The organism is Aliiroseovarius crassostreae (assembly GCF_001307765.1).
Taxonomy (GTDB): domain Bacteria; phylum Pseudomonadota; class Alphaproteobacteria; order Rhodobacterales; family Rhodobacteraceae; genus Aliiroseovarius; species Aliiroseovarius crassostreae.
In genome coordinates this window covers 610125-624585 of the sequence record NZ_LKBA01000004.1, presented here as the reverse complement: position 1 = coordinate 624585, position 14461 = coordinate 610125, and the positions used below count along the sequence as shown (strand labels likewise).

Below are 14461 nucleotides of genomic sequence, written 5' to 3'. Positions count from 1 at the left end.
AAGAGCGCCGTAAAATTCCGTGCGGCTTCCGACTTGCACGGCGGCACCCACGCCGTGCCTTTACCCAGACAAAACCAGAAAACTAGTTTTCTAGTTTTCTAGTTTTCTAGTTTTCTAGTTTTCTAGTTTTCTAGTTTTCTAGTTTTCTAGTTTTCTAGTTTTCTAGTTTTCTTCGATATGCGCAGTAGCTCGGGCTTACTCAAACAAAAACGCGCCCTCAAAGGGGCGCGCTTGGTAACAAGTTGTCAAAACCTCTGCTCACGCAAGCAACCCCTGATCACGCAGCAGCGCCTGAAGATTTCGGTCAGCGCGCGGCCCCATATGGCGGATCACTTCCCCCGCCACGACACAGCCCATTTCACCACAGGTCCGGATATCGGCGCCGGTGGCAAGCCCATACAGGAAACCGGCGGCAAACCCGTCTCCGGCCCCTGTTGCATCCACGGGGGTGATCTCTTCCACCGGCACATCCACGCGTGCGCCATTTTGCACAATCGTCACGCCATCGCCCGATCTGGTGCAGGCCACCAGCGGGCAGATCGCAGCGGTTTTCGCCAGCGCCTCATCCAGATCGTCGGTTTCAAACAGGGATTTGATCTCATCCTCATTCCCGATCACATAGTCCAGCTCGTGCTCGATCAGCATCAGGAAATCGGTGCGGTGGCGTTCCACGCAGAACGGATCGGAAATGGCGATCCCCGCTTTGCCCCCTGCCCCACGGCAGGCCCGCGCCATGGCGATGAACGCCTCTTTGCCTTTGTCCTTATCGAACAGATATCCTTCAAGGAACACGATCTCGGCATCCGAAGCCACCGCCGGATCCACATCCTCAGGTCCAAGCTCGGCCGAGATCCCCAGATAGGTGTTCATTGACCGTTCCCCATCGGGAGACACAAAAATCATCGAGCGCGACGTCGGCAGCTCTCCGCCCGGCACCGGCGGGTTCACAAAACGCGTTCCGTCCATCTCCATCGCGTCAGCATAGAAATGCCCAAGCGCATCATCATGAACGCGACCGACGAAGCCTGTTTTCAGCCCAAGCTTGCCGATCCCCGCAAGCGTGTTTGCCACCGATCCACCAGCCGCTTGCTTGCGGCCCTCCATCGCGCCGTAAAGCACCTCTGCCCGGTCTTTTTCAACCAGCTGCATGATGCCCTTCTCGATCCCCATCAGTTCGAGGAACGATTCATCCGCCGTGGTCAGCACATCCACAATTGCGTTGCCGATGCCGACAACCTTGTAAGTCTTTGTCATAGATTCTTTTCCTCAAAAAGACAGATGTCGCGGATCAGGCAGTTCCCGCAGACAGGTTTGCGCGCCTTGCAGACATACCGTCCATGCAGGATCAGCCAGTGATGCGCATGTTGCAGATATTCTGCCGGGATATTGTCCTCGACCGCGCGTTCAACCGCGACCACATCTTTGCCTGGGCAGATCCCGGTCCGGTTTCCGACACGAAAGATATGGGTATCCACAGCCTGGGTCGGCACGTTCCACCACATATTCAAAACCACATTGGCGGTCTTGCGCCCCACCCCCGGCAGGCTTTCAAGAGCCGCACGCGACGAGGGCACCTCGCCGCCATACTCCTCCACCAGAATGCGTGACAGCTTGATCACATTTTTGGCCTTCTGACGGTAAAGTCCGATGGTCTTGATATGTTGGGTCAGCCCCTCTTCGCCCAGCTCCAGCATTTTCTGCGGCGTATCCGCAATCGGGAACAGATCCCGCGTTGCCTTGTTCACACCAACATCGGTGGCCTGCGCCGACAGGGCCACGGCAACCACCAGAGTGTAGGCGTTGGTGTGGTCCAGCTCGCCTTTCGGAGCGGGCTCAGCTTCGTGAAACCGACGAAATACCTCACGGATCTCGTGGTAGCTCATTTGTTTGGCGGCACGTTTTATCATAGGAGCGGTATGCCCGCCCGCCCCTTTTGACACAAGACCGTTCTACGGCCTGCCCGCCAACGCAATGCCAAAAGCGCAACATTCGGGTCGCACCGACACGCGGATTGCGCCATCCTGGGGGAAAAGGACACGCCATGACCTCGACAGAAGAGAGCTATCACTACAAGATCATCGGTCGCGCAATCGAAGAGATTGATGCGGCAGGTGGCAAGCTGCCGCTGGACGAACTGGCGGCCCGGATCGGCCTGTCCCCTGCGCATTTTCAGCGGGTGTTTTCGCGCTTTGTCGGGGTATCCCCCAAACGCTATCAACAGTTTCTCACACTCGGCCATGCCAAGACACTCTTGCGCGACCGCCACACGACACTCTCCACCACCCATTCGGTGGGCCTGTCCGGACAAGGGCGCCTGCATGACCTTTTTCTGCGCTGGGAAGCGATGAGCCCCGGCGAATATGCCCGCAAGGGCGAAGGACTGACGATTTATTGGGGCTGGTTTGACAGCCCCTTTGGACCGTCATTGGTCATGGGAACCGAAAAGGGGATCTGTGGGATCGGGTTTGCCGAAGAAACTGGCGCCGACGTGGCACTGGCCGACCTCAGATCCCGCTGGCCCAACGCCACGTTCATCGAAGATCCGGCATTCCTGCGCCCTTGGGTGCTCGCCGCCTATGACATGGCATCGGGCGACGCGGGAAAGACACCTTTGCACCTGATCGGATCCCCATTGCAGATCAAGGTATGGGAGGCCTTGTTACGCATCCCTTCGGGTCACGTTTCAACCTATTCCGAGATCGCCGAGGCCGCAGGCAACCCGCGCGCCGTGCGCGCCGTGGGCACCGCGATTGGCCGCAACCCCGTCAGCTGGCTAATCCCCTGCCACCGCGCCTTGCGGAAATCCGGCGCCCTGGGCGGGTACCATTGGGGACTGCAGGTCAAACGGGCGCTTCTGGCCTGGGAAAGCGCAGATCTGGAAAGCGCCCAGACACAGAAAATCGCGCCTGAAGGGGGTATGGCGGGATAAACGGCGCGTCCCGGCGTTGCAGAATGGCGATCTGCCGCGCATTCTCCCCTTGTTATTCGATAACAACAGGGCATCATGGTAGCAGAGACATGAGTTTAACGCATTGAGGAGCGGCAGAAATGTTCCAAACCAAACCCCTTTTGATTCTCGGCACCATCGGTGCCCTGACGATCACCGCCTGTACCTCGCCCACCGGCGAGATGGGTCCCCGCACCAAGAACGGTGCCGTGGCCGGAGCAATGGTCGGTGGTCTGATCGGCGCGATCAGCGGAGATGACAACAAACTGGGCAGCGCAGCCCTTGGTGCTGCCATCGGCGCGGGCGTCGGTGGCGTGATCGGGTCGCAGCTGGACAAACAAGCACGTGAGTTGGAAGCCTCGATGGGCAACGATCAGGTGCGCATTGTGAACACCGGGGAAAGCCTGGTTGTGACCATGCCGCAGGACATCCTGTTTGCCACCGACAGTGCCGTTGTGAACCCCGGCCTGCGGAGCGACCTTGGCGCGCTGGCACGCAACCTGCTGAACTATCCGAACTCGGCTGTGGAAGTGATCGGGCACACCGACAATGTGGGTGATGCCGGCTATAACCTTGCCCTGTCGCAACGCCGTGCGGCCTCTGTCGCGTCGGTTCTGTTCCAAAATGGCGTGCCAAGCTCGCGCGTGGTCACGATCGGGCGTGGTGAAAGCCGCCCGGTGGCGTCGAACCTGACCCCCGAGGGGCGTCAGCAGAACCGCCGGGTCGAAATCATCATTCGCCCCTATACCTGATCCGGCACACGCCCGTTGAAACAAGAAAGGCCAGACGACACCCGTCTGGCCTTTTTCTTTTCTGCTGAATGCTTGAACCTCTCCGCTTCATGTGGTCATATTAGTTTACCACCCAGAACGAGGATCAAGATGCCATTTCAGAAGATCAATGCCGGAAAGCTGTCCAAATCCGTTGTGGAACAGATCGAACTTTTGATCCTGCGTGGCGTGCTGCGCCCCGGCGAGCGGCTGCCCTCTGAGCGCGATTTATCCGAACGGATGGGGGTATCGCGCCCGTCCCTGCGCGAAGCCATTGCCGAGTTGCAATCACTGGGGCTTTTGCAAAGTCGCGCCGGGTCCGGGGTTTTCATCTCCGAAGATCTGGACAGCTCCTTCTCGCCCGCCCTGACCGGGTTGCTGGGGCGCCATGACGAAGCGGTTTATGACTATCTGGCGTTTCGGCGTGACCTCGAAGGGATGGCGGCGGAACGCGCTGCCCGGCTGGCTTCGGACACCGATCTGGAAGTGATTGACAGCATCTTTCGCAAGATGGAAGACGCGCCGGCAGGCAAAGGGGCTGATCTGGATGCCAACTTCCATTCCGCCATTGTCGAAGCCAGCCACAACGTGATGATCGTGCATGTCATGCGTGCGATGTATGATCTGCTAAAGCGTGGTGTATTCTACAATCGGCAGGTTATCATCCAGCTTTACAACACCCGTGCTGACCTTTTGAACCAGCACCGGGACATCAATGATGCCCTTCAGGCCCGCGACCCGGTGCGCGCCCGCGAAGCAATTGAAGCGCATCTTGATTTTGTGGCCCAGGGCTATGCGGATATGCGGCGTGCGGAACGCAATGAAGAGATCGCAAAACAGCGCCTGAGCCACGAAAGCGCCCAGTAGGGCACCTTCACCTGTGCAAATCAGATCAGGCCGCGCGCAATCCCAGGCGCACCAGAATGCGGGTCAGCGGGCAGAAACCGGACAGGCCGGACTGGAACAGGTTGCCCCCGACGAAAAGGGTGAACCACAGCCAGCTGACCTGGCCAAGATTGACCTGCCCGGACAGGTGGGCAAGCCCCAGGCTGATAAGGATGAACAGTCCGGCAATGGACATGGTGGCGCGTTGGGCGTTCATGAACGGTCTCCTTGATGTTTGGGGAATATATTCATCATTACGAATATATCAATCACCGTAAACACCAAAGAAAACCCCGGCTACAGGAGCCTGCAGCCGGGGTTTTTGATGTCTGGTCTCGCAATCGCGATCAGTGGAGCTTGGCTTCCACATCCTTGATGGCGGCGTCGATCAGCTTGTTGCCTTCGGTCGCGGTCATCTGTTTGGCGATCACGTCACGTGCGGCGCCGATGGCCACGGAAACTGCGCTGTCGCGCACTTCCTTGACAGCCGAGGCCTGGGCCGATGCGATCTGATCTTCGGCGGCAGCCAGACGGCGTGCAATCGAAGCCTTCAGATCTTCCTTGGCCAGCTCAGCGGCATTGGCGGCTTCTTCTTTGGCATGGGCGACAATGCGCTCTGCCTGTTCAGCCACTTCCTTTTGCTTGCGTTCATAAGACGCGAGAACTTCGCGTGCTTCGTCTGCAAGTTTCTGAGCTTCTTCGATCTCGGATTTGATGCCCTCGGCACGTTCGTCAAGCTTGCCGCCCAACAGTTTGTGCACCCCCATGTAACCCAGGAAGGTCACAAACAGCAGGAAGGCCAGCCAAACCACCAAGTCGGTGTTGGACAGGTCCAGCCCGCCGCCGGCAGCAAATGCCGGTTGGGCAGCGATCAGAGCGAGCGGGGTGAGAACGCGTTTCATCATGTCCTTACCCTTTCATCCGAGCGGTCACAGCCGCGGTCACGGTTTTGGCGTCAACCGAGTGCCCCAGAGCGCCAATGACTTCCTTGGCGGTATCTTTGGCAACAGCCTTGATGCTGTCCACGGCCCCTGCGCGGATCTCTGCGATGGCGGCTTCGCTTTCAGCGGCCTTTGCAGCGATCTCAGCATCTGCCTTGGCAGCGGCGGCATCCACCTCAGCCTGAATTTCAGCACGCGCTTCGGCCACGATCTTGTTGGCCTCAAGGCGGGCATCTGCCAGCGCCTGATTGTATGCAGCTTCGGCCTCAACGGCTTTCTGCTTCATCTCTTCGGCAGTGGTCAGATAGTTGGTGATCCGGGTTTGGCGCGACTGCAGAATGCCTTCGATACGAGGAAGGGCAATCTTGGTCAGCACGAAGTAGATCACGACCAGCGTCACCACGAGCCAGAAGATCTGGTTCCCGAAGGTCGAGAAATCCAGCTGCGGCATGCCTGCAGCTTCGGCAGCGCCGTTTGCAGCATCCGTGGTATTTGTGTTACTTGCCATGTCTTCTCTCCTGGAACCGAGTTACTTCGGGCGACGGTTGGAATGCGAAACCGGATGGTTTCTCATCCCTCCCCCCGCCCGGGCGTAAGGATGGTTCAGGTCTTAGACGGCGAACATCAGCAGCAGAGCGACCAGGAACGAGAAGATGCCCAGAGCTTCTGCAAATGCGATACCGATGAAGAGGGTGGCGGTTTGAGCGGCGGCGGCCGACGGGTTGCGCAGAGCGCCTGCCAGGAAGTTACCAGCAACGTGGCCCACACCGATAGCGGCGGCACCCGAACCGATAGCTGCCAGACCTGCACCGATGAATTGACCCATTTGAGCGATATTGCCTTCCATTTTCGTTTCTCCTTACGTTGGAATGCTTTGAATTAGTGTGTTAGCGGGCTGCAACCGGCGCTTAGTGCGACGGATGCAGAGCGTCTTTGAGGTATACGCAGGTCAGGATGGTGAACACGTATGCCTGGATGAAGGCCACCAGAACTTCCAGCGCGTAAACCGCGGCGATCGCGAAGATCGGGAAGAAGCCGAAGAGGCCCAGTGCTGCGGCAAAGCCAGCGAACACTTTGATAACTGCGTGGCCGGCCATCACGTTGCCTGCCAAACGAATGGAATGGCTGACCGGGCGCACGAAATACGAGATCAGTTCGATCACGGCCAGGATCGGACGCAGCGCCAGAGGAGCCGAGGACACCCAGAAGAGACCGAGGAAGCCAGCACCGTTTTTCACAAACCCCAGCACGGTCACGAAGACGAACACGATCAGGGCCAGAACGGCGGTCACAGCGATATGCGAGGTCGAGGTGAACGACATCGGGATCAGGCCGAGGAAGTTGGCGAAAACGATGAACATGAACAGCGTCATGATGCCGGGGAAATACTTGACGGCATCCTTGCCGGCGACATCCTCGACCATCTTGTAAACAAAGCCATAGGCCAGTTCCGCAACAGATTGGGCGCGGGTCGGGATTTCCTTGCCGCCCGAGGTGCCAACCACCAGCAGGGCCACGATGCCGACGATTGCCAGCACCATCCACAGGGTTTGGTTGGTCACGGTGAAGGTGCCAACATGGTCCCCACCGAACAGCGGCGCCAGCTGGAACTGCTCCATCGGATGGATCACCAGACCCGGACGCTCAGGCGCAAAGATCAGGCCCGAGACCAGCACAAGCGCCAGCACGGCGAAGAATGCGATTTTGGCGATGCCGCCAGACCCTTTGTTTGTGCTTTGATCAGCCACCTGTCTTACCCTCTTCTTCTTCGGAACGCGTGCCGGGTGTTGTCCCTGCATCTGCGTCCGCGGACTTCTGCATATGGGCTGCGGTGCCAAGCATGACCTTCACGCCGGCCGCGAACCCCAACATTATGAACAGCACCATCATGATGGGTTTTGTGCCCCAAAGCGCATCCAACCCGTATCCGATGCCGAAACCGATCCCAAGACCGGCAATCAACTCGACGACCATCTGCCAGGCATATTGCGCCTGATTGTAGGCCTTGTCCCCCGCGTGTTCCTTTTCCTCAGTTCCTCGCACCTGTTTCAGGCGTTTCTCAAGCGCCTTGAGGCGCTCGGGATCGGGATCATTGGACATGGATCACCCCCGGGTAATACTTGCGCCCTTTGCTAAGCGGGAAGCAGTCATGAGTCAACGCTGTTTAGCGCCAACATGAAAACAGTTAAGACATTGTTTTAAAACAGTTTAATAATTTTACCATGGGAGACCATCGCCCCGACACCCGCCGAGCAGGCCAAATTCCTTCACAATTGCAAATTCAACCGATTGGTTGACGATCTGATCGCATCCCAATAGGCATAATCCCATGACCACCGCATCCGACCAGCATCTGGACCATGTCTTTGCCGCCCTGGGTGATCCCACACGGCGCGCCATCCTCACCATGCTTCTGGAAGACGACATGGCTGTTTCCGATGTGGCCACGCCCTTTGACATGTCCCTGGCGGCCATCTCTAAACATCTGACGATCCTCAGCCGGGCCGGGCTGATCAGCCAGGAAAAGCGCGGCCGGGTGAAATGGTGCAAACTGGAACCGGACGCCCTCAAATCCGCATCGGTCTGGATGCAGGGGTTTGGCCAGTTCGAACCAGTCAATCTGGATGATTTCGAACGGTTCCTTGAGGTGCAGCTGTCTGAGGGGTGAGCGCACAAATATTGCCGCCCTCAGGGCAGGCTGATCCCCTCTTCTTCCCGCGCCCATTCTTTTGCCGCCGCCTTGAACGCGGACAATGCGGCCTGCACTTTGGCAGAGCGGTGCAGATCCACATGGGTCACAAGCCAGGTCTGGGCGTTCCATTCCGGGCGGCGATCCATCACTTCGATCAGGCCGCCCGCCGTGTTGACCGCCATGAACCCCACCCCTGCCCCGGCGCGCACGGCCGCGGCCAAGGACCGGTCATCGGTGGCGCGATAGCGCACCGTGGAAGGCGGCACATGTTTTTCCTGCCATTGCATAAAAGGCGCGCGGGAGCGGATATCCGAAAAGCCGACAAAGCGGTGCTGGTCAAAGGTTTCGATCGTCGGCAGACCAAACCGCTCGACATAACACGGGGCCGCAAACAGACCCATCTCCATGGTGAAATACGGCTGCACCACATTGTCAGGCTCTTCGGGGGCACTGCCCGCACGAATGGCAAGATGCGCTTCGCCGTATTCCAGACGGAACACCCGCGCGCCGGTTAACAGCCGCACCCGCACTTCGGGGTGGTCACGTTGAAATTGAACCAGAACCGGCGTGACCCGTTCAGCGAAGGAGGGCAAGGCGGTCACAACAAGATCTCCGCTGACACTGTCCCCCTGCCCACGCAATCGCCCGCCCAGCTGAGAAAACTGATCATCCGTGGTCTGCGCCACCCGCGCCAGATCCGCCCCGGCCTCGGTTGGTGTATACCCCCGCGCATGACGCTGGAACAGCTTGACCCCAAGCCGCTCTTCCAAGGCATCAATATGGCGGATCACGGTGGCATGGTGCACGCCCAGCGCGGCGGCTGCCCCGCTGACGGTGCCTTCGCGCACGACGAAATAGGCCGTTCTGATTTCATCCCAATGCTGCACGATGCGCCCCCCGGACAATGTTCATTTTCGCACAATATATGTGACATATCTCAGATTGAGTTCGAATTTGCAAATCCTCATAGTCAGTGCAACGCAAAAACACTCTTCCAAAGGACACTGACATGCCCAACATTCTGCGTATCGACAGCTCCGCCCGCACCGAAGGTTCGGTTTCGCGCCAATTGGCGGATCGCTTTATGGCCCGGTTGACTGGCGACGTAACCCATCGCGATCTGGCGGACGGGCTGCCCCATCTTGATGCGGTCTGGACCGGCGCCACCTTCACCCCCGTTGACGCGCGTAGTGAAGAACAGACCGCCGCCCTCACCCTGTCGGACGAGCTTCTGTCCGAAGTGCAGGCGGCGGGCACGATCGTGATCTCGACACCGATTTACAATTTCACCATCCCGTCGACCCTGAAGACATGGCTTGATCACCTCGCCCGCGCCGGGGTGAGTTTCCGCTACACTGAAAATGGTCCCGAAGGGTTGCTGGGCGGCAAACGCGTGGTGGTGGTGCTGGCCTCTGGCGGCGTTCCGGTCGGGGCCCCTGTGGACTTTGCCACCCCTTACCTGAAGCACATGTTTGGCTTTCTTGGCATCACCGATGTGGAGTTTGTGGGTGCTGCGGGTGCCGAAGGCATTGCCACGGCCGAAGTGGATCTTGACAAGCTGGCTGCCTGATCCCGCCCTTTTTTCCGCACCGGCTCATGTCCGGTGCGGGCATCATTCGCGGATCAATATGGCGCGAAAATCATTCACATTGGTCCCGGACGGCCCCGGAGTGAACAGCCCGCCTATCTGTTCGAAGGCGGTATAGGCATCGTGACCCGCCAGCAGCTCGCGCGGGTCATGACCCGTATCGCGGATTGCCTGCGCAGTCTGTCCACTGGCAAACGCCCCGGCATTCTCCTCGGATCCATCAATTCCATCCGTATCTGCGGCAAGGGCGCTGACGCCGGCCACCCCTTCCATATCGAGCGCAAAGGACAGGAGGAACTCGGTGTTGCGCCCCCCGCGCCCGGACCTCTCGCCCCCGTCACGCAGGGTGACGGTGGTTTCGCCCCCCGACAGGAGCACCACGGGTTTGGCAAATGGGCGGTCCCGCAGCGCAACTTCGCGCGCAAGAGCGGCATGCATCCGGCCAATGTCGCGCGCCTCCCCCTCAATCGCGTCAGACAGGATGAGCGCAGGCAGACCAAGCGCCCCGGCCCGCTCGGCGGCGGCTTCAAGCGACTTGGCGGCAGAGGCAATCACACGCACCTCATTGCCAGCGAAATCGGAATGGGTTGGATTGGGGGCAGCACTCTCTTGGATATGCGCGATGATATGGTCCGGCACGTCGATGCAATAGTCCCGAATGGCCGCAAGAGCCGCCTTGCGCCCGGTTGCATCCGGCACGGTCGGGCCCGAGGCCACCTGCGCGGGATCATCCCCCGGCACATCAGACACAATCAGGCTGACCAGCTTGGCCGGGTGACATGCTGCAGCAAGGCGTCCACCCTTGATCCCGGACATATGTTTCCGGATCGCGTTCATGGCTGAAATGGGGGCGCCAGAGGCCAGCAGCGCCCTGTTCAGCAGCTGCTCATCTGCAAGCGTCATCCCCTCTGGCGGGCAGGGCAACAGGGCAGAGCCGCCGCCACAGATCAATGCAATCACAAGGTCATCTGGCGTCAGATCCCGGACGGCCTCAAACAGCGCCTTGCTGGCTTTGACACCGGCCTCATCCGGCACCGGGTGCGCCGCCTCAAGAACCCTGATCTGTTCACAAGGAACCGAAAACCCGTAGCGGGTGACCACGACACCTTGCAATGGGCCATCCCAAAGCGCCTCCAACGCCGCCGCCATATGGGCCGTCCCCTTGCCCGCCCCCACAACAACAACCCGCCCCTTTGGCGGCGCAGGCAGGTGGCGCGCCAGGGCGTGCATCGGATCGGCAGCCTTGATCGCCGCATCGTAAAGCGATGTCAGCAAGGCGATGTCATCAGCATGTGTCATAGCCGCAGCATAACGCGCAAGAGAGACAGGGCAATCTTTTCCGGTGTCAAAGCGTACCCCGTTCGTGTCGGGTCACATGCGACAAGCCAAAAGCTAAGCCATTTGAGATTGGTTGAGTGAAATCAGCCGTTCAGCGGGGAGCGATCAAGGGGGTGAAGCTGGTCACGCCCCCGACAAAGGAACCGTTTGGAGTGTCTGTTCTTTCCAGATCTTCCCAACACTGTCTTCCGTCGGAGGCATAACCAGCCCGCCAGTAAAGATGCCTCAATCGCCGTCGGCAACCCCCGCCGCCCGTGCTTTCGCCCGTTTGGCGCGGTAGCTTGGCAGGACAATCAGAATGGCCGCAATGACCAGAAGGGCCAATGTCATCGGGCGTTCCCAAATGAAGGCGATACCGTCATAAAGCTGCATGGAGCGCGCAAAGTTATCCTCCATCATACCGCCCAGGATGAAGCCAATCAGCAATGGCGCAAGCGGGTAGTCCGCAAACTTCATCGCGGTGGCGCAAATCCCGAAGCCGACCAACAGCAGCAACTCCGTTGCATTATTCTGGCCGATATAGGCGCCCATCAGGGTAAAGAACAGGATGAACGGGATCAGGTAATTGCGCGGCACCGCCAGAACCTTGGCGATATAGGGGATCAGCGGCAGGTTCAGAATCAAGAGCACGAGATTGCCGATGAACATCGACATGATGACCGCCCAGAAGATCTGCGGCTCATCCAGCATCAGGCGCGGACCCGGCGTGACGTTCAGAGCGATCAGCGCGCCCAGAAGGATGGCCGTTGTGCCGGAACCGGGAATACCCAGTGTCAGGAGCGGCACGAAAGACCCGGTGCAGGCGGCGTTATTCGCGGTCTCTGGCGCAGCGAGCCCTTTGATCGACCCTTTACCGAACTCTTCTTGCTCATGTTTCGGAGCGATATTGCGCTCAACCGCGTAGCCAAGGAAACTTGCGATTGTCGCCCCCGCCCCGGGCAGAACACCGATAAAGAACCCTTGCAGCGACTGCCGCCCAATGACCGGCGCAATGGCCTTGGCTTCCGCACCGGTGATACGGAGATCCTTGATTTCGCCGTCATCCCCTTTCAGGTTTTTCGGCTTGAGGACAAGGAACAGCGCCTCGGGCAAGGCAAACATCGCCATGGCAAGCGTGATAAAGCCAAATCCCGATTGCAGGTCCATGATACCCATGGTGAAGCGCGGCAGATTGAACAACGCCCCTTCACCAACCGTTGCCATGATCAGGCCGAGAATGGTCATGATCATGGCTTTTGCAACCTGACCCGTGCCAGCAAATGCCGCAATGGCAGACAGGCCAACCACCATCAGCGCGAAATACTCGGCCGAGTGAAACAGCAGTGCAACCGAAGAAAGCGCGGGCGCAAAGACCATCAGAAGCAACGCTCCAATGGTGCCGCCAGCAAAGCTTGCAATTGCCGCAATGGTCAGCGCCTTGCCTGCCTTGCCCTGCTGCGCCATCGGGTAGCCGTCAAAACTTGATGCGACAGTTCCGGCAACGCCGGGAGCATTGAGAAGGATCGAAGAGGTCGACCCCCCGAAAATTGCACCGTAATAAACCCCCGCAAGCAAAATCAGCGCCGCCGAAGGGTCGCCCATGGAAATGGCGACGGGGATCATGATCGCGATGATGGACATGGGCCCCAGCCCCGGAAGCATGCCGATAAAAGTGCCAATCAGGCAGCCACCGATAACCATCAGAAGATTTTGCAAAGACAGGGCCGTTTGCAGGCCAATCAGAAGTCCTTCAAGCATATCAGCCTCCCAAAACGCCCGGCAGGGCGCGCATATAGATACCAAGCACCTCTTGCACGAGATACCAGACAGCGAGTGTTGCTATGACCGACACAGGAAGCATGATGTGCCATTTACGCTCGCCCAGAATGAAGGATCCCAGGATCAGAAAACCCGAGGTCGACAGCAGAAAGCCCAGCGGACGCAGGCAAAGTGCATAAGCAACCATCAACGCAAGCAACAAAAGCGCCTGCCCCAAATGGTATTCCCACAAACGGCGATAATCGATTTCCGCCTCCTTGGGCGCGGTCTTTTCCAAGCCCAGCAAGATCGCCAGACAGGCCAGCCCGCCCAAGATCGACAGAACTTTGGGAAAAGTGCTGGGCCAGATCGGATTTCGCTTCATGAAAGGCGCAAGGCTGGCATCCATTGTGAACCAGGCCGCATAACCGTATGCGAGACAGACGCCCAGCAAAATTAGTGCAATCCAACGATCCAAGGCCATGTTATTTCACTCCCCTTAAAACGAATGCGGCAGGACGGCAAACCGCCCTGCCAGATGGGCAATCAGAGGAAGCCCAGCTTCTTCATCAGGTCAGCAATGGCCTTTTCCTGGCTTTCAAGAAAGCTGAGGAAATCATCGCCTGAATTGTGGATATTGACCCAACCGTTGCGGGCACGAACCTCTTCCCATTCGGGCGTGTCATACATCTTGGCAATTGCGTCCTGATACATGGCCAGCTTGTCCGCTGGCAGGCCGGGCACGCCAAAGAAGCCGCGCCAGTTGACGAAAGTGGTGTCGATACCCTGCTCTTTCATCGTCATCGCATCCGGCGCCGCGGCCACACGCTCACCTGAAGTTACGCCGATAATCTTAACCTCGCCCGCATTGGAAAGGTCGACAGCTTCTGAAAAACCCGTCGACAGGGCGGCGATCTCACCCGAGAGCAGCGCGGCCATTGCCTTGCCACCCGCATCATAAGGAATGTACTTGACCTCCAGCGCATCCTTGCCCGCGGCTTCCATCACCATGGCCGCAACAAGGTGATCCATGCCACCCGGCACGGACCCGCCACCAATCGCCGTTCCCGACGGGTTGGCGTCAAACGCCGCAATCAGATCAGCCATGCTATTGATCGGGCTGTCCTTGCCCACAACAATGGCCGCGTAATCCCCGATCGTTCCCGCCACCAGCGTCAGGTCGCGGAAGTTATACGGGAACATTCCGGTCAGGGACCGGATCACGATCGGGGTCGAGTTGACCATCAACGTGCCCTGATTGCTGTCGGCATTTTCAATCATGTAGCCGATGGCTTTGCCGCCGCCGCCACCTGACATGTTCTCGTAAGAGGCGGTCCCGACCAGCCCCGATCGCGTGAGGGCCTCACCCGTGCCGCGAGCAGTTCCGTCCCAGCCACCCCCGGCCCCTCCGGGGATCAGAAAGTGGATGCTGTCCGCAACCTTGTGCCCATCTGCCATCGCCGGAGCGGCAAGGGCAAGGGCTGCGACAGCCGCGATAAAGCTGCGGCGACCTAGTTCAAATTTCGTCATGCTTTCCTCCCAATTGACAACTCCCCGCATCGC

18 protein-coding genes are annotated in these 14461 nt (G+C 58.9%); 5 read left to right on the top strand and 13 right to left on the bottom strand.

Features of this window, described 5'->3' with window-relative positions:
• Positions 1–258: 258 nt before the first annotated feature.
• Both AKJ29_RS05265 and nth read right to left on the bottom strand, forming a co-directional pair.
• Entirely contained in the window at positions 259–1254 is a 996-nt protein-coding gene (locus AKJ29_RS05265; protein WP_055188580.1) for an adenosine kinase, read from the bottom strand.
• Positions 1251–1907 (bottom strand): endonuclease III, encoded by a 657-nt coding sequence (gene nth, locus AKJ29_RS05260; RefSeq protein WP_055188578.1) that lies wholly within the window; start codon positions 1905–1907, stop codon positions 1251–1253. The genes AKJ29_RS05265 and nth overlap by 4 nt, the downstream gene beginning before the upstream one ends.
• Positions 1908–2041: 134 nt before the next feature.
• Between nth and AKJ29_RS05255 the strand changes: the two genes are divergently transcribed.
• The 3 genes from AKJ29_RS05255 (at position 2042) to AKJ29_RS05245 (ending at position 4584) form a co-directional block, all read left to right on the top strand.
• A complete protein-coding gene (locus AKJ29_RS05255) occupies positions 2042–2929 on the top strand; it encodes a methylated-DNA--[protein]-cysteine S-methyltransferase (RefSeq protein WP_055188576.1) in 888 nt (295 codons plus the stop codon).
• 119 nt (positions 2930–3048) lie between these two features.
• Positions 3049–3699, top strand: a complete 651-nt coding sequence (locus tag AKJ29_RS05250; RefSeq protein ID WP_055188574.1) for an OmpA family protein — start codon at positions 3049–3051, stop codon at positions 3697–3699.
• Between the two features lie 129 nt (positions 3700–3828).
• Positions 3829–4584 carry a FadR/GntR family transcriptional regulator gene (locus AKJ29_RS05245; protein WP_055188571.1) on the top strand — a complete coding sequence of 252 codons (756 nt, stop codon included), beginning with the start codon at positions 3829–3831 and terminating at the stop codon, positions 4582–4584.
• A 25-nt stretch (positions 4585–4609) separates the two neighbouring features.
• Here the strand turns inward: AKJ29_RS05245 and AKJ29_RS05240 are convergent, their stop codons facing one another.
• From AKJ29_RS05240 to AKJ29_RS05215, 6 genes are all read right to left on the bottom strand, one after another.
• Positions 4610–4819: a YgaP family membrane protein gene (locus tag AKJ29_RS05240; RefSeq protein ID WP_055188569.1), complete on the bottom strand. Its 210-nt coding sequence runs from the start codon at positions 4817–4819 to the stop codon at positions 4610–4612.
• A 130-nt stretch (positions 4820–4949) separates the two neighbouring features.
• Positions 4950–5507, bottom strand: a complete 558-nt coding sequence (locus AKJ29_RS05235; protein WP_055188567.1) for a F0F1 ATP synthase subunit B — start codon at positions 5505–5507, stop codon at positions 4950–4952.
• A gap of 4 nt (positions 5508–5511) precedes the next feature.
• The gene (locus AKJ29_RS05230; RefSeq protein ID WP_055188566.1) at positions 5512–6051 is read right to left on the bottom strand and encodes a F0F1 ATP synthase subunit B'; all 540 of its coding nucleotides are present in this window, start codon (positions 6049–6051) and stop codon (positions 5512–5514) included.
• 102 nt (positions 6052–6153) lie between these two features.
• Positions 6154–6390, bottom strand: coding sequence for a F0F1 ATP synthase subunit C (locus tag AKJ29_RS05225; protein WP_055188564.1), 237 nt, complete (start codon positions 6388–6390; stop codon positions 6154–6156).
• Positions 6391–6451: 61 nt separating this feature from the next.
• A complete protein-coding gene (locus AKJ29_RS05220; RefSeq protein WP_055189056.1) occupies positions 6452–7255 on the bottom strand; it encodes a F0F1 ATP synthase subunit A in 804 nt (267 codons plus the stop codon).
• A 28-nt stretch (positions 7256–7283) separates the two neighbouring features.
• A complete protein-coding gene (locus AKJ29_RS05215) occupies positions 7284–7643 on the bottom strand; it encodes an AtpZ/AtpI family protein (RefSeq protein WP_055188562.1) in 360 nt (119 codons plus the stop codon).
• A gap of 229 nt (positions 7644–7872) precedes the next feature.
• Here AKJ29_RS05215 and AKJ29_RS05210 point away from each other — a divergent pair, with 229 nt between their 5' ends.
• Positions 7873–8211 carry an ArsR/SmtB family transcription factor gene (locus tag AKJ29_RS05210; RefSeq protein WP_055188560.1) on the top strand — a complete coding sequence of 113 codons (339 nt, stop codon included), beginning with the start codon at positions 7873–7875 and terminating at the stop codon, positions 8209–8211.
• Between the two features lie 20 nt (positions 8212–8231).
• Here the strand turns inward: AKJ29_RS05210 and AKJ29_RS05205 are convergent, their stop codons facing one another.
• Positions 8232–9122 carry a LysR family transcriptional regulator gene (locus AKJ29_RS05205; RefSeq protein WP_055189053.1) on the bottom strand — a complete coding sequence of 297 codons (891 nt, stop codon included), beginning with the start codon at positions 9120–9122 and terminating at the stop codon, positions 8232–8234.
• A 122-nt stretch (positions 9123–9244) separates the two neighbouring features.
• On the opposite strand from AKJ29_RS05205, the gene AKJ29_RS05200 reads away from it, so the two are divergent.
• Positions 9245–9805 (top strand): FMN-dependent NADH-azoreductase, encoded by a 561-nt coding sequence (locus tag AKJ29_RS05200; protein ID WP_055188558.1) that lies wholly within the window; start codon positions 9245–9247, stop codon positions 9803–9805.
• 42 nt (positions 9806–9847) lie between these two features.
• Here AKJ29_RS05200 and AKJ29_RS05195 read toward each other — a convergent pair whose 3' ends face one another.
• The 4 genes from AKJ29_RS05195 to AKJ29_RS05180 form a co-directional block, all read right to left on the bottom strand.
• Positions 9848–11122, bottom strand: a complete 1275-nt coding sequence (locus AKJ29_RS05195; RefSeq protein WP_055188556.1) for a glycerate kinase type-2 family protein — start codon at positions 11120–11122, stop codon at positions 9848–9850.
• Between the two features lie 264 nt (positions 11123–11386).
• Positions 11387–12898 (bottom strand): tripartite tricarboxylate transporter permease, encoded by a 1512-nt coding sequence (locus AKJ29_RS05190; RefSeq protein ID WP_055188554.1) that lies wholly within the window; start codon positions 12896–12898, stop codon positions 11387–11389.
• A gap of 1 nt (position 12899) precedes the next feature.
• Positions 12900–13382, bottom strand: coding sequence for a tripartite tricarboxylate transporter TctB family protein (locus tag AKJ29_RS05185; protein WP_055188552.1), 483 nt, complete (start codon positions 13380–13382; stop codon positions 12900–12902).
• A gap of 62 nt (positions 13383–13444) precedes the next feature.
• The gene (locus tag AKJ29_RS05180; protein WP_055188551.1) at positions 13445–14428 is read right to left on the bottom strand and encodes a Bug family tripartite tricarboxylate transporter substrate binding protein; all 984 of its coding nucleotides are present in this window, start codon (positions 14426–14428) and stop codon (positions 13445–13447) included.
• Positions 14429–14461: the final 33 nt, after the last annotated feature.

Excerpts from the sequence above, each read along its gene's own strand:
- AKJ29_RS05265 (WP_055188580.1), bottom strand. The coding sequence starts at position 1,254 with ATGACAAAGACTTACAAGGTTGTCGGCATCGGCAACGCAATTGTGGAT.
- nth (WP_055188578.1), bottom strand. The coding sequence starts at position 1,907 with ATGATAAAACGTGCCGCCAAACAAATGAGCTACCACGAGATCCGTGAG.
- AKJ29_RS05255 (WP_055188576.1), top strand. The coding sequence starts at position 2,042 with ATGACCTCGACAGAAGAGAGCTATCACTACAAGATCATCGGTCGCGCA.
- AKJ29_RS05250 (WP_055188574.1), top strand. The coding sequence starts at position 3,049 with ATGTTCCAAACCAAACCCCTTTTGATTCTCGGCACCATCGGTGCCCTG.
- AKJ29_RS05245 (WP_055188571.1), top strand. The coding sequence starts at position 3,829 with ATGCCATTTCAGAAGATCAATGCCGGAAAGCTGTCCAAATCCGTTGTG.
- AKJ29_RS05240 (WP_055188569.1), bottom strand. The coding sequence starts at position 4,819 with ATGAACGCCCAACGCGCCACCATGTCCATTGCCGGACTGTTCATCCTT.
- AKJ29_RS05235 (WP_055188567.1), bottom strand. The coding sequence starts at position 5,507 with ATGATGAAACGCGTTCTCACCCCGCTCGCTCTGATCGCTGCCCAACCG.
- AKJ29_RS05230 (WP_055188566.1), bottom strand. The coding sequence starts at position 6,051 with ATGGCAAGTAACACAAATACCACGGATGCTGCAAACGGCGCTGCCGAA.
- AKJ29_RS05225 (WP_055188564.1), bottom strand. The coding sequence starts at position 6,390 with ATGGAAGGCAATATCGCTCAAATGGGTCAATTCATCGGTGCAGGTCTG.
- AKJ29_RS05215 (WP_055188562.1), bottom strand. The coding sequence starts at position 7,643 with ATGTCCAATGATCCCGATCCCGAGCGCCTCAAGGCGCTTGAGAAACGC.
- AKJ29_RS05210 (WP_055188560.1), top strand. The coding sequence starts at position 7,873 with ATGACCACCGCATCCGACCAGCATCTGGACCATGTCTTTGCCGCCCTG.
- AKJ29_RS05200 (WP_055188558.1), top strand. The coding sequence starts at position 9,245 with ATGCCCAACATTCTGCGTATCGACAGCTCCGCCCGCACCGAAGGTTCG.
- AKJ29_RS05195 (WP_055188556.1), bottom strand. The coding sequence starts at position 11,122 with ATGACACATGCTGATGACATCGCCTTGCTGACATCGCTTTACGATGCG.
- AKJ29_RS05190 (WP_055188554.1), bottom strand. The coding sequence starts at position 12,898 with ATGCTTGAAGGACTTCTGATTGGCCTGCAAACGGCCCTGTCTTTGCAA.
- AKJ29_RS05185 (WP_055188552.1), bottom strand. The coding sequence starts at position 13,382 with ATGGCCTTGGATCGTTGGATTGCACTAATTTTGCTGGGCGTCTGTCTC.
- AKJ29_RS05180 (WP_055188551.1), bottom strand. The coding sequence starts at position 14,428 with ATGACGAAATTTGAACTAGGTCGCCGCAGCTTTATCGCGGCTGTCGCA.